We start from the raw sequence: 19,045 nt of genomic DNA on the forward strand, positions 1-19,045 counted from the left end.
GAATCGCACGGGCAGAAAGCAAACTGCAGCATGCGGCTTGAGTTTTTAGTACTCGTCTTCGTTCCAAAGGAAATCGTCATCCGTAGGATAATCTGCCCAAACTTCTTCTATACTTTCATACACTTCGCCTTCGTCTTCAATGGCTTGAAGGTTTTCTACTACTTCCATTGGTGCTCCTGTGCGGATTGCGTAATCAATAAGTTCTGCTTTGGTCATCGGCCAAGGTGCGTCGCTAAGATATGAAGCCAATTCTAATGTCCAGTACATAATATTATATTTTTTGCAAAAATAGAAAATTAGATGACATAAAAAAGTTTTTTGTCCCTGATTTTCAACAATCTTTGATTTTTATTTTAATTAATTTTTCTAAAAATCAAAATCGATTTCTCAAAAACCATTCCACGAAGATTTTTATGCCATTTTGGAAGTTGGTTTTTGGTTCGTAATTTAAGAGTGTTTTGGCTTTAGAAATATCGGCGTTTGTTCTTTCCACATCGCCTTTTTGCATTGGAAGTTGTTTGATTTTTGCCTTTATATTTAATGTGTTTTCCAAGGTAGAAATCATTTCGCGTAATGTAATCACTTCACTTTCACCGAGATTGACGATTTCGTAAACTTTATCATTTTTTTCTAAAAAAAGTATGGCTTTTAAAACACCATCAATAATATCATTTACAAAAGTGTAATCTCTCGCCGTAGAACCATCGCCAAAAAAAGGAATTTCTTCGTTGTTTGTGATTAGTTTAGAAAATTTATGAATCGCTAAATCTGGTCTTTGTCGCGGGCCATAAACTGTGAAAAAGCGCAACAAAATCATATCAATATTATACAAACTGTGATAAACATGTCCTAAAACTTCACTGCATTTTTTAGTCGCAGCATAAGGCGAAATCGGGCGATCTACATTATCGGTTTCAGAAAAAGGAACTTTCTCATTATTACCATAAACACTTGAAGAAGAGGCGCAAACGAACTTTTTGATATTAAATTTCTGGCACAATTCATATAAATTTTGCGTGCCTTTTACGTTTACTTCTTGATAATCCAAAGGTCGCTCAATAGACGGACGAACGCCTGCTAAAGCCGCCAAATGAATGATTAAGTCTATTTTATTTGAATTGAAAATTTTTTCTAAACCATCATAATCTCTAATGTCTTGATTATGAATTTGGTAATTTTCATCGTTAATTAAAAGTTGTAGTTTTTCAATGTCAGAATTTTTATCTTGAAAACTAAATTCCACATAATTTCCGACAGATTCTAAAGTGTTTTTTATTTTAATTTTATAGTCATAGAAATCATCAAAATTGTCAACATTAATGACAGAATGTCCTTTTTTTAAAAGTTGTTCTACTAAATGCGAACCGATAAAACCGCTTCCGCCTGTTACAAGATAATTCATATTTTATATTAATATAGCAAAAATAAGAAAAACAAAACGTAAAGTGATGCACAATAAAATTCTTATTTTTACAAAAAAAATCAAATGAAATTCTCTGGGCAAATCCTAAAAATGATCACTGAAAATGGAAAACCAATTCAATATTACTTGAATCTTTCGGGAGATTTAATTCACATGAACCAATTATTTGATAAAAAAATTAGCCTAAAACATATTGGTTATGAATGCGTGAACTGCGGAAAAAATGAAAAAATCTACCGCATGGGATTTTGCAAAAATTGTTTTTTTGAGTCGCCTTATGCAAGTGAAACCATCATTAGACCAGAACTTTCCACCGCACATTTGGGAATTGGCGAAAGGGATTTGGCCGTAGAAGAAAGTATTCAATTGCAACCGCACATCGTTTATTTGGCTTACACAGGCGATGTAAAAGTGGGTGTAACGCGGGAATCGCAAATCCCAACAAGATGGATTGACCAAGGCGCAACTTTCGCGTTGGAAATTGCGCGCACGGAAAACCGCTACGAAGCAGGAATGATAGAAGTCGCCATGAAAGAGTATTTCGCAGATAAAACCAATTGGCGAAAAATGTTGCAAGATGATTTTGAAGACGATTTGGATTTAAAAGATTTTCAAGAAAAAGTGAAAGATTATTTCCCGGAAGAATTTAAAAAATTTCATTTAATTGATGGCGAAATCCAGCGTTTAGATTTTCCTTATGAAGCACCAGAAAGCATTAATTCTTTCACTTTAGATAAAAAACCAGAATTTGAAGGCGTTTTAAAAGGTATTAAAGGACAATATCTGTCTTTCGAAGGTGGAAATTTTATTAATATGAGAGGGCACGAAGGTTATGTGGTGGAATTGGAAGTGGAGTAAAATCTTTCATTCATTTTGCTTAGATTTTTGATTTTAATATTCTGATTAAAAAATAATTTAAAAACCCCACAAACCACCAAACTGGAATTTTTAAAAAACAATACCAAAGATTAAATCCATCAACCATTGTAAATTTATTATAAACATTATGAACTTCGATTTTATTAGAAATAGTGGGAATTGCAATTCAAAAAAGTAAAAACCAACAGATTTTTTGTAAAAAATCAAGTTTTACTTTATTTCTTAAATAAACGAAATAAAATAGAATGTTTAGAATTATTAAAATTAAAATATCAGAATAACTAAATAAAGTTAATGGTTCTGCCGGTTCTGAAAATAAATTTTGTAAAAAACTAAACATAGGAATTTAATAAAGTCGTCAAACGGTTCACATCATGCACGCCGCTTTCTTTATACAATAATTCGCCTTTTTTGAAAACGGCTATAGTCGGAACGCCACGAACGCCGTATTGCGAGGCAATCGCAGGATATTGATCGATATCGATTTTTATAATTCTGGCTTTATCACCAATATTTGCTTTTACCGTTGTTAAAACGGAAGATTGCACTTTGCAAGGTTGACACCAAGTGGCGAAAAAATCGATTAAAACTGGGCGTTCAGATTGTATGAGTTCTTGAAATTTTGCTGACATTTTTAAAGATTTTTAGATGATAGACGAATAGATGATAGACTTTTTAAAAAAATTATTTCTTTTCAGTATAAGGAACTGCGCAATTTCCACCAGCGCAACCGAGTTTAAAAACCGCCATTCCGGCGTAATAAAGTCCGATTAAACCCATCCACCAAACTTGGTCTTTCACTGCCAAAGCAATAAAAAATAAACCACCAATTAAGTAAATTATTCGGCGTAAATCCCAACCGCTAATATATTTTTTCATTTGTTTAAATTTATTTCAATATTTTTTGTTCTAAACTTCTCCAGCCGCCGCCATTATAAACTTCTGTGAAACCGTTTTTTTCTAAAATAGATTTTGCGGAAGCGCTGCGCATTCCACTCGCACAGCAGGTGATCACAGGTTTGTTTTTATTAATTTTCTTTAAATTTTGTGAAAGATTTTGTAGCGGTATATTTTTAGAGTTTCGGATGTGTCCGCCGCTATATTCTGCCGTAGTTCTAACGTCTATTATTTGCGCGCCATTTTGCATTAATGATGGAAAATCTACTGTGCTACCACCGAAAAGTTTTTTAAGCCAATTCATAAATTTGTTGAATTTTTTTGTTGTTTAGTTTTGTCAAAAATCGAAAATATTAGATACCCCAAAAACATTCCATAAACGGAAGAGTTTATAGGTTTTGAAGTAATAAGACAAGTTCCCGTTGCACAGCCAATGAAGTGGTAGTAAGCAAATCCTAAAATACCGCCCACCAAAACTCCAATTAAACCGAGCCGATTTTCACGAACAAATTTTATTAATTTTTCTTGCATGTATTAATTCCGAAAAGTGTGTAAAGTGGGCAAAATGACACAAAACTGGTAAGAACAAAAACACCAGCAAAAACTAAGAGAACAATTCCCAAAGTTCCACTTATTGTTCCGTTGTAATACAAAAAGCCTATAACAATGGCGATGATGATTCTAAGAATTCGATCTAAACCGCCCATATTTGATTTCATATCTAATTATTTAAGATTATTTTTTATTAAAATTAATGAAAAGTTCTGTTCCTTGTCTTGCAGGAATACTATTGTAGCATTCTTCCATTGTTTCTATTTTAAAATATTTTTTAAATAAAAAATGATATTCACCTGCACTTCCACCAAATGGCGGTCCTTTTTTTTCAAAAGTTTTGTTAAACAAAAGCCCTATAATTTTTCCTTTTTCAGAAAGAAGTTCGGCGGATTTTTTTACGTATTCCGTTCTTTCTATGGGCGGAATGGCGCAAAAAAATGTTTGTTCTATCATAAGATCATAAGTTCCCACATGTTGAAAAAAATCTTCGCAAATCACCTTTATTTGGGGTTTTTCACTAAATCTCTTTTGCAAAATATCTACTGCGAAAGGAGAAATATCTAAAATCGTGATATTCTGAAATCCATTTTCTGTCAAAAAATCGGCTTCATGTGCATTTCCACAACCTGGGATTAAAATTCTTGCCTCTTTGTTTGGAAACTGCAACATGTATTTTTCAATTGCAGGAGAAGTGTAACCAATATCCCAACCGGTTTCTTCATTTTCCCAACGCTCATTCCAAAAATTTTTGTCTAAAATTTGCTCTTTTTTTTGAGTACCGCAATTCAGTTCTTCAGACATTTTTTAAATTTTACTTTGGCATACAAAATCCGAAGTTGGCACTTTTTCAGTTTGTTGTATTCCTTTGAAACCGCCTTCCACTTCAGTAAAGTTTCGTTTCCCTCTAGAATTTAAGATACTTGCCGCAATCATACTTCTGTAACCGCCTGCACAATGCAAAAAGAAATGCTCATCATTATCTATGCTTCCGGCCCAATCTGCAATATTATCCAATGGTTTGCTGTAGGCTTCATTTACGTGTTCTGCTTCGTATTCACTGGCTTTTCTCACGTCAATTACTTTGCTGTTTTCGTTGAATTGTTTTGCAAATTCTTCGGGAGAAATTCTATTAATTTGATCTGTTTCTTTTCCGCTGTTTTTCCAAGTTTGAAATCCACCTTTTAAATAACCAATCACATTATCAAACCCAACTCTGGATAATCTGGTAATGGCCTCTTCTTCTAATCCTTCATCTGTAACCAAAAGCAACGGCTGTTTTACATCTACAATCATGGCGCCTACCCACGGCGCAAAATCGCCCGACAAACCAATGTTGATGGAATTTGGGATAAAATCTTTATAAAATTCTGCTGCATTTCTAGTATCTAAAATTAAGGCTTCTGTTTCTTCTGCAACAGTTTCAAAGTCTTCTGCAGAAAGCGGTTGTTTTCCTTTTTTTAGGACGCTTTCGAAACTTTCGTAGCCGCCTTTATTCATTGCTACATTCATTCCAAAATATTTTGGAGGAGCCGTCAAACCATCCAAAACTTCTACAATAAAACGCTCTTTATTTGGTTGTTTTAAAGCATAATTTGTTTTCTTTTGATTTCCTAAAGTATCAACGGTTTCTTTCTGCATATTTTTGCCACAAGCCGAACCGGCGCCGTGAGCCGGATAAACTGTCACATCGTCTGCTAAAGGCATTATTTTAGTTTGTAAACTATCATAAAGCATTCCTGCCAAATCTTCTTGTGTGATATGTCCTGCTTTTTGTGCTAAATCTGGCCGGCCAACATCACCTAAAAATAAAGTGTCTCCCGAAAAAATGGCTGTGTCTTTTCCATTTTCATCTATAAGCAGGTAAGTGCAACTTTCTAAAGTGTGGCCAGGCGTGTGTAATACTTTAATTTTAATATTTCCAACATCAAAAATTTGCCCATCTTTTGCTGAAATAAATTCAAAATCTGCGGCAGCGGTTGGTCCGTACACAATTTTTGCGCCTGTTGCTTTTGCTAAATCTACGTGGCCAGACACAAAATCTGCATGAAAATGGGTTTCAAAGATATATTTTAAAGTTACGCCATCTTTTTTTAAGCGATCCAAATAGGGCTGGATTTCTCTTAGCGGATCTACAATTGCCGCTTCTTTTTCTGAAACAATGTAATAAGCGCCTTGCGCCAAACATCCTGTGTATATTTGTTCTATCTTCATTTTATTTAATTTTTTAAATTATTTAAGTGCTTTATCTAAAAATAACATTTTTAATGCAATGACTAACAATAAAATCGCAAATAATTTTTTTAAAATGGTTTGCGGAATTTCATTGGCAAATTTCCCGCCAAAATAACCACCAACCAAAAAACCAAGTGCTAAAAGCCCAGCGACTCTAAAATCTACAGTTCCTTCTTTGTAATATTGCCAAGCCGCCAAAGCGCCAATAGGCGGAACCATCATTAACAAAGTTGTTCCTTGCGCCATTTGTTGGGAAAAACCTAGCAATAAAACCAAAACAGGAATGATTAAAACTGCACCGCCAATTCCTAAAAGTCCGCTTAAAATACCTGCAATAATTCCAATTGCTATGACGTAAATTATTTGCTGAGTTTCCATATTTTTTATTTAAAAAAAACTTTAATATTGCAAGAAATTTGTTGTTATTGCAAATTTGCAACTTAAATCTTTAGATTACTGTAACAAGAATCACATATCTATTTATTTCTAATTAAAAAATGTTGAAATTAAATAGTTTCCCAATTTTAAATGGTTAAATCTTACTTTTCTTTTAGATTTTATTTATTGAATATTTAAAATTTTCAACTCATTTTCTCCGATTTTAAAAGTGTCTCCTATTTTTTTATTCTTTAATTTTTTAAATATTGGTGCTTCTTCTGAGAAACAAATTACTTCTTTGTTTTCGAATTTAAAGTTTGCCGTAGAAACGCCCACGAAAAAATATTTTTTTTCGGTTTCAATCATGCTGCCTTTTTCAATTCTGTTTAATTTCTCTGGCGAAAGATTTTTTAGAAAGTTCAAATCTTTTCGCGAAGAATTTAGCATTTTTTCAAATCGCAATTGCATGTCTTTGGCTTCCGTTTGGTGCGAAAAATCTTGCGGGTTGAGCGTAGAATCTTCATCTAAATCTGAAGCTTTGCGGAACCGTTCCACATTCACTTCAAGATTTTCGATGATTTTTTGTTGCTCGTCAATAATTTTATTTAAAAGTTTTTGTTTGCTCATTTTGATTTTGTCAATTACCAAATTTAAGCATTTTTAAATAGTTCGATTTTTTAAAATTGATAAGAAAAATTTACATTAAAACTTCTGCCAGGATTTAGAATTCTCTGCATTTTATCGGTTGATAATGTGCGGTTTAAATATTCTGCATAGGCGCGATTGAAGATGTTAGTTACATCAAAATTAACCTGTGCGTTTTTAAATACATTCATTTTTGCTGAGAAATCTACCAAAGAAAAGTCTGGTGTTTTCAATTCACCAAAGTCTGGATTGATGCGGTTTTGTGTGGCTACAAATCTATATTTCAGGGCTAAAACGATGGGCGAAATGTCATATTGCAATTTCCATCGGAAATCCAACGGTGCAATTTCTGGCAATGGATTTTTAGTAGAAATTTCTTCAGCATAAGTATAAGCCACCGCCATTTCAGAATTTAACTTTGGTAGAAAATTCCAGTTTACACGGCTTTCGAACCCAGTTTTATAAGCGTTGCCAAGATTTTGGTATTGTCTTGTGCCAGGCGCTTTCATATTTAAAGGTTTTAAAGGAATAATTTTTCCTGAAATAGAATTTTGCAAATACGAATAAAAAACATCGGTCTGGAAAAATATTTTATTTATTTTAAATGTGTAGATTAAATCGGTTTGATTGTTGGTTTCCGCTTTCAGATTTGGGTTTCCTACTAATTCGTAAGCATCTAGGCCGCCTGCAAAACGATTGATAAATCTTTCCGTTAGGCTACCGCTTCTTTGCGCTCGACCGATTAATAATGATAATTTACTCTTTGCATTTAATTCTTGTGAATACGCCAAACTTAAACTGTTATTTAATTGATCGGTATTTGCTGTGCCATATAAAGTTTGAAATAATTTAGACAAATCTTTTGCATCTGCTTGGTTATAATCTAATCGGTAAGAAGCCGTGAATTTGCTATTAAGGAAATTGTGGTGAAATTCATTAAACCAGCCGATTTGGTTGATATAAGAATTTTGCCAACTCGTTCCATCTTGCATCATCATTCCGCCCATTGTTGGCATTTGTGAACTGATATTTTCTGCTTGTTCATGTTTATAATCTAATCCGGTGTAGAAAATATTATTTTGCCAAGCTAATTTTGCTTCCGCTCTTCCGCCAAAAGTTTTGGTTTCTACGTTAGAAATCATACTTCTGTCGGGGGTTCCCATAGAATGTTTTACGAATGAGGCAAAAGAATTAAAATCTAGATTTTTAACGATTGAATTTTTAAATGTCATATTGTGGCGCGCTTGCAACATCCACGTTTTATCGTAAAGCAAATCCATTGCTAGAGCCGCAAATTTCACATCTCTCGCTTGGTTTGTATTTAAATGAAAAGTAGTGAGATTATTTTCATTCCATTTAAAACTGGCTTTTGTGCCAAGATTATAGCGCAAAAATGAAGAGGGAACTTTATTACCATTTCCATCTTTATAATCGTCTCCTTTTTGGTAAGAGCCAAATAAATCCCAAACTATTTTTTTAGAAGAAAGCGTTGCAGAAAGTTCATCTCTCAAAACATTTCCGTTGCTTTCGTAGCCAGAAGTTATTCTTGCTTTCGTTGAAAGTGAATCTGTAAAAACTGGCGGAATGGTCACAAAATTTATAGTACCACCAAAAGCCGAACCTTGCCGAAAATGATACGGACCTTTGTAGATTTCCGCTTCCTTCACAATATTCATGGGCACTTGGCTCGTTGCAGGATCCATTCTACTTGGGCAGGCGTTTATTGCGCTTGCAACGCCATCTATAACGATATTGAGTTGTTCATATTTAAAACCGCGCAAAACAGGATCTGTGGCATAACTTCCCGCTTTTTTAATACCAGAAATCTCAGGCAAAGCTTCTAAAAATTTTCCCGCATCGTGGTTTATTAAATCTGAATTGTTGGTTTCTAAATTTTTTTTATTGTTGAAAGTAGAGATTTGTCGGGTGATTTTCACCATTTCAATATCTTTTGTAATGCTGTCTTTTGCGATTTGCGCAGAGATTATTTGTGGCAAAGAAAAGCCCAAGCACACGGAAATATAGGTTAAACCTTTTGAGTTTAATTTCATTTTTGTTTATTTAAAATTAGACGTTAAATTTTATCTGCACTTTTTAATAAAGCTGCAGAATACTTCTTTTTTTAAATAAAACTTTGCGGTGGATGAGGTTTTAAAGATAAAAAGCCAGCGTGTAGAGTGGCGTTCCACCGAGAAAATACAGAGGCTTTTTCTTTAAGAAACAATGGCTTTTCGAAAATGTAAGTTTCAATTTCTTGAATGGTAATTGTGAAATCAAAACCTGTTTTAAGTGTTTTTTGTTCAGAATTTGATTGGCTTGCTTCTTTTCGCAATTCACATTTACCATTACAATGCATTTCAGGTTTGTCTTTATTTACGCAAAGTGCTTCATAATAATCTCTATTAAAATGATAATCTACCAAAAAGAAAAGATTTTGAAAACTTGCTAAAGTAATCATGAAAGTCATTAGATATGAAACGAAAATTTTCATCGGCCAAATTTAAGCAGAAATATAATTACGATTAAATGACTTAACTCATAATATAACTTTTTTAGGAGCATTATTCTAAATTTGTCTAAATTTAAACTTTTAAAAATCACAAATATGGCAGATAAAGCAAAATTTATTGAAGAACTTCAAGCGAAATATACGGCAAAAGGTGAGTTTATTACCTTGGGAAAGGCAATGCTAGACGGAGAAGTAGTGAAAGAAGTGGATATAAATATTCCATTAAAAACAATTAATAGACACGGCTTAATTGCTGGTGCAACAGGAACTGGGAAAACTAAAACTTTGCAAGTTTTTGCCGAACAATTATCTCATAAAGGCATCCCGAGTTTGGTTTTGGATGTAAAAGGTGATTTTTCTGGTATTGCAGAGCCTGGCGCAGATATACCAATCATTAAAGAAAGATACGCAAAAACAGGTTTGCCCTATGAAGCACAAAGTTTTCCTGTAGAATTGATGACTATTTCTGGCGAAAAAGGGGTGAAACTTCGCGCAACTGTAACAGAATTTGGCCCCTTGCTTTTAAGTAAAATTTTGGATCTTAATGATACGCAAAGCAGCATTATGTCTATTGTTTTTAAATATTCTGACGATAAAGGATTGCCCTTAATTGACCTTGAAGATTTAAAAAAATTATTACAATATTTAACCGATAACGACCAAGGAAAAGCAGATTTAAAACAAAACTATGGTTCCATTTCTCCGGCTTCTTTGGGCGCAATTTTACGCTCAATTGTGGCTTTAGAGCAACAAGGCGCCACAGAATTTTTTGGTGAACCGAGTTTTGATGTGCACGATTTATTGCAAACCCGCGATGGAAAAGGCGTTGTTAATATTTTAAGAGTTCAGGATATCCAAAATCAGCCGCAGTTATTTTCCACTTTTATGTTGTCTTTATTTGCAGAAATTTATATGACTTTTCCCGAAGAAGGCGACACTGGGAAACCAAAATTTGTAATGTTCATCGATGAAGCGCATTTAATTTTTAATGAGGCCTCAAAAACTTTATTGGCGCAGATAGAAACAATGGTAAAACTTATTCGTTCTAAAGGCGTGGGGATTTATTTTATAACACAAGTTCCCGGCGACGTTCCAGAAAACGTATTGAGCCAATTGGGTATGAAAATTCAGCATGCATTGCGTGGCTTTACGGCAAAAGATAGAAAAGAAATAGATAAAGCTGTAGAAAATTATCCGATTACAGAGTATTATGATGCAGGGCAACTTATTCAAAATCTGGGAATTGGGGAAGCATTTATCACCGCTTTAAATGAAAAAGGAATCCCGACACCTTTGGTTCATACTTTTCTCATTTCGCCAGAAAGTAGAATGGATGTTTTAACAGACGCAGAAGTTGCAACTTTAACAAATCAATCTGCATTAGTTCAAAAATATGAGCAATCTGTCAACAAAGATTCTGCTTACGAAATGCTCACAACTAGAATGGAGCAAGCCGTGCAAGCTGCTGCGCCAGAAGTAAAAGCAACAGTTACAAAAGCGCAACCAAGTATTTTTCAGGAAGTAATTGGGAGCCGCGCAGGGCAAAATTTTATGTCCACTTTAGCAAGAGAAGGCGCAAAATTTGTGTTGGGAATGATTACGGGAAAAAGAAGATAGAATTTAATTTAAAAAAATCGTATTTGCTTGAAAGTTATATTTAATATTTCAGGTTTTCAAAAAAAATAATGTACTCAATTATAGATATAGAAAGCAATGGCGCGGCTTTTCGGGAAGAACAAATCACGGAAATTGCCATTTATAAATTCGATGGTCATCAGATTTTGGATCAGTTTATTTCAATGGTAAATCCACAAAGTGAGATTACACCTTACGTGCAGAAATTAACTGGAATTACCCAAAACATGGTGAAAACCGCACCGAAATTTCACGAAATTGCGAAAAGAATCGTAGAAATTACAGAAAATTCTACCATCGTTGGTCACAATGTAGATTTTGATTATAGAATGTTGCGCCAATCTTTTTCCGCTTTGGGTTTTGATTTTGAACGCGAAACGATTGATACGATTCCTTTGGCGCGAAAATTAATTCCAGATGAAAAAAGTTATTCTTTGAGTAAACTTTGCAAATCTATTGGTATTCCTTTAACCGACAAACACCGCGCTGCAGGCGATGCGAGAGCAACTTTAGATTTATTTAAATTGTTGATGCTAAAAGATCAATCTGCAGAAATAATTCAAAAACAGCAAGAAGAAGCGCGCGCAAAAACGGATTCAAATAGAATTAAAATTCTATTAGAAAATTTACCGTCCAAAAAAGGTATTGTCTATTTTCAAGATGATAAAGGCAAAATATTGTATTTGGATTTTTTCACAGATTTATACAGAATTTCAAAAAATATTTTAAACTCAAAAGCCAAAAAATGGAATGTCGTTCAGCAACTCACATCCCAAATTCATTACGAATTGGTTGGTAATGAGGTTCTTGCAAGAATAATGATGCTCAATAAAAAAATCACAAAAGATGAACGTGCGCTTTTTGGATTATTTTACATCGAAGAAAAATATGCGATAAAAAGATTGTCGACCCAGAAAAAAATTAAACCTTTTTTAAAATTAAAAACTTTTTCACAAGCATCGAAAGTTTTGAAATATGTGCAAGATAATCCAGACTTTCAAGATGTTGAAAAATTTAAAAAAGTAATACATCTAAAAGGTCGAAATGAACTTTGGCTTTCGGAAGGCCGAACTATTGGCGAAAAATCCTTTTTAATTATTGAAAACGGCGCTTTAAAAAGTTATGGTTTTTATGAATTGCACCATCAAATAAAATCGCGAGAAAAGATAAATAAGTTAAAAATTGATGTTTCTTTTGAGCCAAAATTGGTAGAAAATTATTTAAAATTAGCACTTTTAAAAAATTATTTTGAAATCTTTCCGCTTCCAAGAGCAATTGAAATCTCTGAAGATTAATAAAATTTTGGGCTAAATAGTTTATTATTGAAGAAAAAAAATTATTTTTGACAAAAATTTTAAAAAACAACAAAATGAAAGTTCTTAAATCTATAAAACAATTTGCTGCAAAGGGGAAAAAGTTTTCTTCTAAAGCAATCTATGTAGATTAAGAGCCGATATTTTAACAATATTTTTAAAGCAGGCTCATTTGTAGCCTGCTTTTTAATTTTAAAAAACAATTAAAATGACTAATAAAAACCTACTTTCAATCGCGCAAGAATTTGGCACGCCCACTTATGTTTACAATGCAGAATCTATCAAAAATCAGTATAAAAAACTGACGGATTCTTTCACTAAAAACACGCGATTTTTCTACGCTGCAAAGGCTTTAACCAATATTAATATTTTAAAATATATTAAGAGTTTGGGCGCATCTTTAGATTGCGTTTCCATTAGCGAAGTAAAGTTGGGTTTAAAGGCGGGCTTCACTTCAGATAAAATTTTATACACGCCAAACTGTGTAGATTTTGCCGAAATTGAAGAAGCCGTTGCGCTGAAAGTGCACGTTAATATTGATAATATTTCAATCTTAGAACAATTCGGAAATAAATACGGAAACTCTTATCCGATTTTTGTGCGTATCAATCCGCACATTTTTGCGGGCGGAAATTATCAAATTTCTACGGGACATATTGATTCGAAGTTTGGGATTTCTATCCATCAATTAAGACACATAGAACGGCTTGTGAAATCTACAAATCTTCTTGTAGAAGGACTTCACATGCATACAGGAAGCGAGATAAAAGATGTGGATGTTTTTGTGCAAGGTTTAGAGATTTTATTTAATATTTCAGAAAATTTCCCAGATTTAAAATATTTGGATATGGGAAGCGGTTTTAAAGTGCCTTACAAAGACGGCGATTTGGAAACCGACGTTCAATCTTTAGGCAAAAAAGTAGAAAAAGCCTTGGCTGATTTTAATAAAGAACAAGGAAAAAAACTTCAACTTTGGTTTGAACCGGGAAAATTTTTGGTAAGTGAAAGTGGTCATTTCATCGTGAATTCTAATGTGATAAAACCAACAACGGCCACCACTTTTGTGGGAATTAATTCTGGATTTAACCATTTAATTCGCCCAATGTTTTACGATTCTTACCACAAAATAGAAAATCTTTCTAACCCAAAAGGTGCGGAAAGAATTTACACCGTAGTCGGAAACGTCTGTGAAACCGATACTTTTGCGTGGGATAGAAAAATAAATGAAGTTCGTGAGCATGATATTTTGGTTTTCAGAAACGCCGGCGCTTATGGTTTTGAAATGAGTTCTAATTTTAATTCCCGTTTAAAACCAGCAGAAGTTTTATGGCTCGATGGAAAAGCGCATTTAATTAGAAAGAGAGATGAGTTTGAAGATTTATTGAAAAATCAGATTGAGGTAATTTAAAACCTATTTTATGAAAAGAATTACTCTAATTTTCTTTCTAATTACAGCATTTTGTAATGCGCAATTTGATGGTTTGCCGGATCGATTTATTCCTTATCAAGATGGAACACTTCAATTTTATAAAGATTTAAACACTGTTTTGGTAAAAAATAATTTTAAGTCGTGCAATAATAAGGAATCTGAAATGTTTTTGGCACATATTGAAATAGATAAGAAAAACCATGCTAAAATTATTAATTATGATGTAAACGAATCTAATGATTGTGCTAAAGAATTGTTTGTAAAAGCTTTTAATGAAATAAATAAACTTAATAAATGGAAATATATTCCCGAATCTCACGGTAAAACTACTGTGCTATTTTATCCGATTGATTATTTCGAAAACTTCAAAGATGGTTACACCGTTAAAAGCCTTACAGAATATGCTGATTTTCCGAATGGAATTGGAGATTTTAAGAAAGAATTTATTGATAATTTTTTAAAAATTCAAAAAAAATTCAAAAAAAATATTAAATATGAAATTTCTTTCAAAATTGATAAGGAAGGAAATATGTTCAACATTACAGCAAATTCAGAAAATATAGATTCAGAAATTCAAAAAAACATTATTATTGCATTAAAACAAATTAAAACTAAATGGAGTCCAGAAAAATTTAGAGGACATCCTATTATTTCTAATTTTAGAATGCCATTTGTGATTTCTGAATAATACAATAAAAAACAAATGAAAAAAATCTCTGCACTATTTTTTATTTTTATTTCAATTCTAAGTTTTTCACAAGATGTTTTAGAAAAATACCCTGAAGGACAAGACGCTTATAACGGCGGCGTTTTGCAATTATATAAAGAGATTAATCAAATTTTAATAGCCAAAAACCTAAAGCCGTGCGAAAACAAAAGTGAATATTATGCCTTGCATGTTTTGGTTTTTCCAGATAATTCTATCAAATATGTGAAGGATGAAAACCCCGATAATGCCACAAAAAATAAGTGCTCTTTTGATTTGGCTAGAGAAGTTGCAAAATACCTTCATGGTTGGCAAGCCGCGACTGTAGATCATAAAAAAGTAATTGCTCAAACAAGTTATTATATCATTCCATCGCAACTTTTTGGCAATTATACAGAAGGTTATTATCCATTTCGCGATTTTACGGAAGCGTCTTACGAAGGCGGAATGAATAAATTTAGAAAAAAAGTTTTTCAAAATATCGATTTGTCTCGGTTTACATTTGATGGCACTTTTAGATTAGTTGTCACTTTCACGGTAGAAGCAGATGGAAAAATGAGTAATGTTTTACTGGCAGAGTCTTCCGGCTTACAAGAATTTGATGATATGGTCATTAAATCTATAAAATCCATCCGAAATAAATGGACGCCAGCAAAATCTCAAGACGTACCAATTGCTTCAAAATTTCGCTTGCCATTAGTTTTTCAAACGAATTAAATTTACCCGATGAAAAAAAAATATTTTTTATTCCTTTTTTTGCCATTTTTGTTTAATGCCCAGATTTTAGACAAATATCCTTACAAAAAAGATTTCTACCAAGGCGGAATTTCTAAATTATACAGCGACATACACCAAATAATTTTAGATAAAAAAATTGAAAAATGTGCTAATCCAAAAGAAATTTATCAGTTAAAATTGCTTCTAACAAAAGAAGGCACTATAAAATTGGTGAAAGATTTTGATACGGCAAATATTGCAGCAAACCAATGTGCTTATAATTTATCGAGAACTTTGGCTATAAATTTAAAAGATAAAAAATGGAATCCCGCAGTTGTAAAAAACCAGAAATTCGCTTCCATAGTAGAATTAATTATCTTTCCCGATGATTTGTTTGATAACTTTCGGCGCGGTTACAAACCGTATCAATTTTACACGCCTGCAAAATTTAAAGGCGGCGAAGAAAAAGGATCACAAGAATTTCATGATACCTTCCAAAGTTTATTTGTAGATTATGATTTAACAGGCCGCTTTTATCTGGATTTTTATATTGATAAAGATGGCGAAATTGTTTCGCCAAGTTTACAACCCGAAGTTGCTAACCAAAATTTTAAAAATGAAGTGTTTAGAACTTTGAAAAGACTCAACCATAAATGGATTCCGGCAACATTTCAGGGTGTTCCTATAAAATCTAAAATTTCTATTCCACTCGGTTTTTCTACAACTTACTATGAAAAATAATTCTGCCATTCTGTCCTAATTTTTCTATCTTTGCATTCTAAATTATTTAGAACTTAGCCTAAAATCTAACGTCTAAAATCTAATATCAAAGAAAAGTGCAAGAAAAATATATAGACGAAACCAAACAAGGAGAAGCCTTTGCAATCGCTGAAAAACCTGAAAACGGCAAAAAATTATTTTTGGAAAGTTACGGTTGCCAAATGAATTTCTCTGATTCAGAAATCGTGGCTTCCATTTTAAATGAGCAAGGTTACAACACCACTTTGCATGTAGAAGAAGCAGATTTAATTTTATTAAATACTTGCTCAATCCGCGAAAAAGCCGAGCAAACAGTGAGAATGCGTTTGTCACAATTCAAAAATTTAAAAAAAGAAAAACCAAATATTACAGTTGGTGTTTTAGGTTGTATGGCAGAACGCTTGAAAACCAAGTTTTTAGAAGAAGAACAATTGGTAGATTTGGTGGTTGGCCCCGATGCTTACAGAGATTTACCCAATCTTTTGAAAGAAACAGAAGACGGAAGAGACGCCATCAATGTCATTCTTTCCAAAGAAGAAACCTATGCCGATATCAATCCCGTTCGTCTCGGTGGAAGTGGCGTTACTGCCTATGTAACCATCACAAGAGGTTGCGATAATATGTGTACTTTTTGCGTAGTTCCTTTTACCAGAGGAAGAGAAAGAAGCAGAGATCCACATTCCATAATAGAAGAATGTAAAGAATTGGCTAAAAATAATTATAAAGAAATCACACTTCTTGGGCAAAATGTAGATTCCTATCTTTGGTATGGTGGAGGTCCGAAAAAAGATTTTGAAAAAGCAACTGAAATGCAAAAGTTAACAGCGGTAAATTTTGCGCAATTGCTTGATATGGTTGCCGTTGCAGTCCCAGAATTGCGCATTAGATTTTCCACTTCCAATCCGCATGATATGACGGAAGATGTCTTTCACATGATTGCAAAACACGATAATATTTGCAATTACGTTCACCTTCCTGTGCAAAGCGGAAGTAACCGGATTTTAGAAAAAATGAATCGCCAACACACGCGCGAAGAATATTTGGCTTTGATAAAAAAAGCCAAAGAAATAGTTCCCGATATAGCATTTTCACAAGATATGATTATCGGTTTTTGTGGAGAAACTGAAGAAGATCACGCACAAACTTTATCTTTAATGAAGGAAGTAGAATACGATTACGGCTATATGTTTGCATATTCCGAAAGACCAGGAACTCCCGCTCACAAGAAAATGGAAGACGATATTCCAGCCGATGTAAAACAAAGAAGATTGGCAGAAGTAATCGCTCTACAAGGCGAATTATCCCGAAAAAGAATGGCAAGTTACGTAGGAAAAGTACACGAAATTTTAATTGAAGGCATTTCTAAGAAAAATAAAAACCAATGGAAAGGCAGAAATTCCCAGAACGCAGTTTGTGTTTTCGATAAAATGGAAGGACAAAAATTGGGCGACATTGTGTCTGTTTTTGTTCATGGAAACACACAAGGAACACTTTTGGGAGAAACGGTTTTGTAAATCTTTTTGGGCAGCATTTCCGCCTTCCGCTCCCAATCTTTTTGTTCCGCTCCGCTCCACAAAAAGGATTTCCGCTCAAGTCGGGCTGCAGAGTGGTTCAAATTAAGATTTTTTTAAATTATTAAAAGAAAAATGTATCTGAAATCTATTAGAAAATGACAGACCTACAATCCATAAAAAACCGCTTCGGCATCATCGGGAATTATCCAGTTCTTAATCGCGCTTTAGAAAAAGCCGTTCAAGTGGCGCCGACAGATATTTCAGTTTTAGTAATGGGAGAATCCGGCGTTGGTAAAGAATTTATTCCAAAAATTATCCACGGAGAATCTCGCAGAAAACATCAACCCTACATCGTTGTCAATTGTGGCGCAATACCAGAAGGCACGATAGATTCCGAGCTTTTCGGCCACGAAAAAGGTGCTTTTACGGGCGCAACTTCTACCAGAAAAGGCTATTTTGAAGTCGCAGATGGCGGCACAATTTTTCTTGATGAGGTGGGAGAATTGCCTTTGCAAACGCAAGTAAGATTGCTCAGGGTTTTAGAAAGCGGCGAATTTATGAAAGTCGGTTCTTCACAAGTTCAAAAAACAAATGTGAGAATTGTGGCGGCAACCAATGTGAATATGATGAGCGCCATTCAAAATAATAGATTTCGCGAAGATTTGTATTACCGTTTAAATACAGTGCAAATTGATATGCCTGCTTTGCGCGAAAGAAAAGGTGATATTCATCTTTTATTTCGGAAATTTGCCATAGATTTTGCCGAAAAATATAGAATGCCAGAACTGAAATTAACGGATGACGCCATTCAATATTTAGAACATTTTCAATTTCCGGGAAACATTCGCCAGTTGAAAAATTTGGTAGAGCAAATGACGGTGGTTGAAAAAAACAGGGAAATAAACGGCGTGAAATTAGCAGAATATATTCCCATCCAAAACCAACTTCCTGCGGTAATTCAAAAAAATTCTCCAAGTGGAAATTCTTCATCAGAATTTAATTCTGAACGCGAAATTATGTATAAAATTTTGTTTGATATGCGAACAGATTTAAATGATTTAAAATCTTTAACTTCGGAACTTATTAAAAATAAAAATAAAGAAGAATTTAGCAACCAAGAAAAAAACCTAATTAATAGAATTTATACTTCAGAAACGCCACCGCAAAACGCAAATTCGTTGTTGTATTTTGAAAACGCCAATAATTCTAATAATTTTAATTCGCAAAATACGCATCAAAAAGAGGCTGATAATTACGAAGAAATTGAAGATATTGAAATTGAAGAACCTAAAACAGACTCTCTTTCTTTGCAAAACAACGAGCGAGAACTTATTGTAAAAGCTTTAGAAAAACACAAAGGAAGACGAAATAAAGCAGCAAACGAACTCGGTATTTCGCAGCGGACTTTGTACAGAAAAATAAAGCAATACAATTTAGAAGAATAATATTTTTAG

At 33.5% G+C, this 19,045-nt stretch carries 22 protein-coding genes; 9 read left to right on the forward strand and 13 right to left on the reverse strand.

What is annotated here, in order from left to right:
• Positions 1–45: 45 nt before the first annotated feature.
• The gene (locus C4S29_RS06235; protein ID WP_103913280.1) at positions 46–267 is read right to left on the reverse strand and encodes a DUF2795 domain-containing protein; all 222 of its coding nucleotides are present in this window, start codon (positions 265–267) and stop codon (positions 46–48) included.
• A gap of 106 nt (positions 268–373) precedes the next feature.
• Positions 374–1,402: a GDP-mannose 4,6-dehydratase gene (locus C4S29_RS06240; protein ID WP_103913281.1), complete on the reverse strand. Its 1,029-nt coding sequence runs from the start codon at positions 1,400–1,402 to the stop codon at positions 374–376.
• 84 nt (positions 1,403–1,486) lie between these two features.
• Here C4S29_RS06240 and C4S29_RS06245 point away from each other — a divergent pair, with 84 nt between their 5' ends.
• Positions 1,487–2,281, forward strand: a complete 795-nt coding sequence (locus C4S29_RS06245; RefSeq protein WP_103913282.1) for a DUF2797 domain-containing protein — start codon at positions 1,487–1,489, stop codon at positions 2,279–2,281.
• Between the two features lie 353 nt (positions 2,282–2,634).
• On the opposite strand, the gene C4S29_RS06250 is transcribed toward C4S29_RS06245, so the two are convergent.
• The 11 genes from C4S29_RS06250 to C4S29_RS06300 all read right to left on the reverse strand — a co-directional run bounded on the left by C4S29_RS06250 (position 2,635) and on the right by C4S29_RS06300 (position 9,500).
• Positions 2,635–2,934, reverse strand: a complete 300-nt coding sequence (locus C4S29_RS06250) for a thioredoxin family protein (protein ID WP_103913283.1) — start codon at positions 2,932–2,934, stop codon at positions 2,635–2,637.
• Positions 2,935–2,986: 52 nt separating this feature from the next.
• On the reverse strand, positions 2,987–3,181 hold the full coding sequence (locus C4S29_RS06255; RefSeq protein ID WP_103913284.1) for a hypothetical protein: 195 nt from the start codon (positions 3,179–3,181) through the stop codon (positions 2,987–2,989).
• A gap of 10 nt (positions 3,182–3,191) precedes the next feature.
• Positions 3,192–3,503, reverse strand: a complete 312-nt coding sequence (locus C4S29_RS06260) for a rhodanese-like domain-containing protein (protein ID WP_103913285.1) — start codon at positions 3,501–3,503, stop codon at positions 3,192–3,194.
• The gene (locus C4S29_RS06265) at positions 3,500–3,730 is read right to left on the reverse strand and encodes a DUF6132 family protein (protein ID WP_185116948.1); all 231 of its coding nucleotides are present in this window, start codon (positions 3,728–3,730) and stop codon (positions 3,500–3,502) included. The genes C4S29_RS06260 and C4S29_RS06265 overlap by 4 nt, the downstream gene beginning before the upstream one ends.
• Positions 3,715–3,918 (reverse strand): YgaP family membrane protein, encoded by a 204-nt coding sequence (locus C4S29_RS06270; protein WP_103913286.1) that lies wholly within the window; start codon positions 3,916–3,918, stop codon positions 3,715–3,717. The genes C4S29_RS06265 and C4S29_RS06270 overlap by 16 nt, the downstream gene beginning before the upstream one ends.
• A 16-nt stretch (positions 3,919–3,934) precedes the next feature.
• The gene (locus C4S29_RS06275; RefSeq protein WP_103913287.1) at positions 3,935–4,555 is read right to left on the reverse strand and encodes a methyltransferase domain-containing protein; all 621 of its coding nucleotides are present in this window, start codon (positions 4,553–4,555) and stop codon (positions 3,935–3,937) included.
• 3 nt (positions 4,556–4,558) lie between these two features.
• Complete coding sequence (locus tag C4S29_RS06280; RefSeq protein WP_103913288.1) at positions 4,559–5,965, reverse strand: MBL fold metallo-hydrolase; 1,407 nt, start codon at positions 5,963–5,965, stop codon at positions 4,559–4,561.
• 18 nt (positions 5,966–5,983) lie between these two features.
• On the reverse strand, positions 5,984–6,364 hold the full coding sequence (locus tag C4S29_RS06285; protein ID WP_103913289.1) for a sulfite exporter TauE/SafE family protein: 381 nt from the start codon (positions 6,362–6,364) through the stop codon (positions 5,984–5,986).
• A 183-nt stretch (positions 6,365–6,547) separates the two neighbouring features.
• Positions 6,548–6,991: a hypothetical protein gene (locus C4S29_RS06290; protein ID WP_103913290.1), complete on the reverse strand. Its 444-nt coding sequence runs from the start codon at positions 6,989–6,991 to the stop codon at positions 6,548–6,550.
• A 50-nt stretch (positions 6,992–7,041) separates the two neighbouring features.
• On the reverse strand, positions 7,042–9,060 hold the full coding sequence (locus tag C4S29_RS06295) for a TonB-dependent receptor domain-containing protein (RefSeq protein ID WP_103913291.1): 2,019 nt from the start codon (positions 9,058–9,060) through the stop codon (positions 7,042–7,044).
• A gap of 71 nt (positions 9,061–9,131) precedes the next feature.
• On the reverse strand, positions 9,132–9,500 hold the full coding sequence (locus tag C4S29_RS06300; RefSeq protein ID WP_146063267.1) for a hypothetical protein: 369 nt from the start codon (positions 9,498–9,500) through the stop codon (positions 9,132–9,134).
• A 114-nt stretch (positions 9,501–9,614) separates the two neighbouring features.
• Between C4S29_RS06300 and C4S29_RS06305 the strand changes: the two genes are divergently transcribed.
• The 8 genes from C4S29_RS06305 (at position 9,615) to C4S29_RS06340 (ending at position 19,036) form a co-directional block, all read left to right on the forward strand.
• On the forward strand, positions 9,615–11,135 hold the full coding sequence (locus C4S29_RS06305; RefSeq protein WP_103913442.1) for a helicase HerA-like domain-containing protein: 1,521 nt from the start codon (positions 9,615–9,617) through the stop codon (positions 11,133–11,135).
• Between the two features lie 68 nt (positions 11,136–11,203).
• Complete coding sequence (locus C4S29_RS06310) at positions 11,204–12,448, forward strand: 3'-5' exonuclease (protein ID WP_103913293.1); 1,245 nt, start codon at positions 11,204–11,206, stop codon at positions 12,446–12,448.
• Between the two features lie 226 nt (positions 12,449–12,674).
• On the forward strand, positions 12,675–13,874 hold the full coding sequence (gene lysA / locus C4S29_RS06315; protein WP_103913294.1) for a diaminopimelate decarboxylase: 1,200 nt from the start codon (positions 12,675–12,677) through the stop codon (positions 13,872–13,874).
• A gap of 10 nt (positions 13,875–13,884) precedes the next feature.
• Positions 13,885–14,583, forward strand: a complete 699-nt coding sequence (locus C4S29_RS06320) for a hypothetical protein (protein WP_103913295.1) — start codon at positions 13,885–13,887, stop codon at positions 14,581–14,583.
• A gap of 15 nt (positions 14,584–14,598) precedes the next feature.
• Positions 14,599–15,318 (forward strand): energy transducer TonB, encoded by a 720-nt coding sequence (locus C4S29_RS06325; RefSeq protein ID WP_103913296.1) that lies wholly within the window; start codon positions 14,599–14,601, stop codon positions 15,316–15,318.
• A gap of 9 nt (positions 15,319–15,327) precedes the next feature.
• Positions 15,328–16,059, forward strand: coding sequence for an energy transducer TonB (locus tag C4S29_RS06330; protein ID WP_103913297.1), 732 nt, complete (start codon positions 15,328–15,330; stop codon positions 16,057–16,059).
• A 95-nt stretch (positions 16,060–16,154) separates the two neighbouring features.
• A complete protein-coding gene (gene miaB, locus C4S29_RS06335) occupies positions 16,155–17,591 on the forward strand; it encodes a tRNA (N6-isopentenyl adenosine(37)-C2)-methylthiotransferase MiaB (RefSeq protein WP_103913298.1) in 1,437 nt (478 codons plus the stop codon).
• Between the two features lie 155 nt (positions 17,592–17,746).
• Positions 17,747–19,036 (forward strand): sigma-54 interaction domain-containing protein, encoded by a 1,290-nt coding sequence (locus C4S29_RS06340; RefSeq protein WP_103913299.1) that lies wholly within the window; start codon positions 17,747–17,749, stop codon positions 19,034–19,036.
• Positions 19,037–19,045 lie beyond the last annotated feature (9 nt).

The organism is Halpernia humi, from assembly GCF_900108025.1.
Lineage (GTDB): Bacteria > Bacteroidota > Bacteroidia > Flavobacteriales > Weeksellaceae > Halpernia > Halpernia humi.

What these genes read in the sequence shown, in the direction of transcription:
- C4S29_RS06285 (WP_103913289.1), bottom strand. Translation starts at nt 6,364, where the DNA reads ATGGAAACTCAGCAAATAATTTACGTCATAGCAATTGGAATTATTGCA.
- C4S29_RS06265 (WP_185116948.1), bottom strand. Translation starts at nt 3,730, where the DNA reads ATGCAAGAAAAATTAATAAAATTTGTTCGTGAAAATCGGCTCGGTTTA.
- C4S29_RS06340 (WP_103913299.1), top strand. Translation starts at nt 17,747, where the DNA reads ATGACAGACCTACAATCCATAAAAAACCGCTTCGGCATCATCGGGAAT.
- C4S29_RS06305 (WP_103913442.1), top strand. Translation starts at nt 9,615, where the DNA reads ATGGCAGATAAAGCAAAATTTATTGAAGAACTTCAAGCGAAATATACG.
- C4S29_RS06295 (WP_103913291.1), bottom strand. Translation starts at nt 9,060, where the DNA reads ATGAAATTAAACTCAAAAGGTTTAACCTATATTTCCGTGTGCTTGGGC.
- C4S29_RS06235 (WP_103913280.1), bottom strand. Translation starts at nt 267, where the DNA reads ATGTACTGGACATTAGAATTGGCTTCATATCTTAGCGACGCACCTTGG.
- C4S29_RS06280 (WP_103913288.1), bottom strand. Translation starts at nt 5,965, where the DNA reads ATGAAGATAGAACAAATATACACAGGATGTTTGGCGCAAGGCGCTTAT.
- C4S29_RS06330 (WP_103913297.1), top strand. Translation starts at nt 15,328, where the DNA reads ATGAAAAAAAAATATTTTTTATTCCTTTTTTTGCCATTTTTGTTTAAT.
- C4S29_RS06270 (WP_103913286.1), bottom strand. Translation starts at nt 3,918, where the DNA reads ATGAAATCAAATATGGGCGGTTTAGATCGAATTCTTAGAATCATCATC.
- C4S29_RS06300 (WP_146063267.1), bottom strand. Translation starts at nt 9,500, where the DNA reads ATGAAAATTTTCGTTTCATATCTAATGACTTTCATGATTACTTTAGCA.
- C4S29_RS06240 (WP_103913281.1), bottom strand. Translation starts at nt 1,402, where the DNA reads ATGAATTATCTTGTAACAGGCGGAAGCGGTTTTATCGGTTCGCATTTA.
- C4S29_RS06245 (WP_103913282.1), top strand. Translation starts at nt 1,487, where the DNA reads ATGAAATTCTCTGGGCAAATCCTAAAAATGATCACTGAAAATGGAAAA.
- C4S29_RS06325 (WP_103913296.1), top strand. Translation starts at nt 14,599, where the DNA reads ATGAAAAAAATCTCTGCACTATTTTTTATTTTTATTTCAATTCTAAGT.
- C4S29_RS06320 (WP_103913295.1), top strand. Translation starts at nt 13,885, where the DNA reads ATGAAAAGAATTACTCTAATTTTCTTTCTAATTACAGCATTTTGTAAT.
- C4S29_RS06310 (WP_103913293.1), top strand. Translation starts at nt 11,204, where the DNA reads ATGTACTCAATTATAGATATAGAAAGCAATGGCGCGGCTTTTCGGGAA.
- lysA (WP_103913294.1), top strand. Translation starts at nt 12,675, where the DNA reads ATGACTAATAAAAACCTACTTTCAATCGCGCAAGAATTTGGCACGCCC.
- C4S29_RS06250 (WP_103913283.1), bottom strand. Translation starts at nt 2,934, where the DNA reads ATGTCAGCAAAATTTCAAGAACTCATACAATCTGAACGCCCAGTTTTA.
- C4S29_RS06275 (WP_103913287.1), bottom strand. Translation starts at nt 4,555, where the DNA reads ATGTCTGAAGAACTGAATTGCGGTACTCAAAAAAAAGAGCAAATTTTA.
- C4S29_RS06290 (WP_103913290.1), bottom strand. Translation starts at nt 6,991, where the DNA reads ATGAGCAAACAAAAACTTTTAAATAAAATTATTGACGAGCAACAAAAA.
- C4S29_RS06255 (WP_103913284.1), bottom strand. Translation starts at nt 3,181, where the DNA reads ATGAAAAAATATATTAGCGGTTGGGATTTACGCCGAATAATTTACTTA.
- C4S29_RS06260 (WP_103913285.1), bottom strand. Translation starts at nt 3,503, where the DNA reads ATGAATTGGCTTAAAAAACTTTTCGGTGGTAGCACAGTAGATTTTCCA.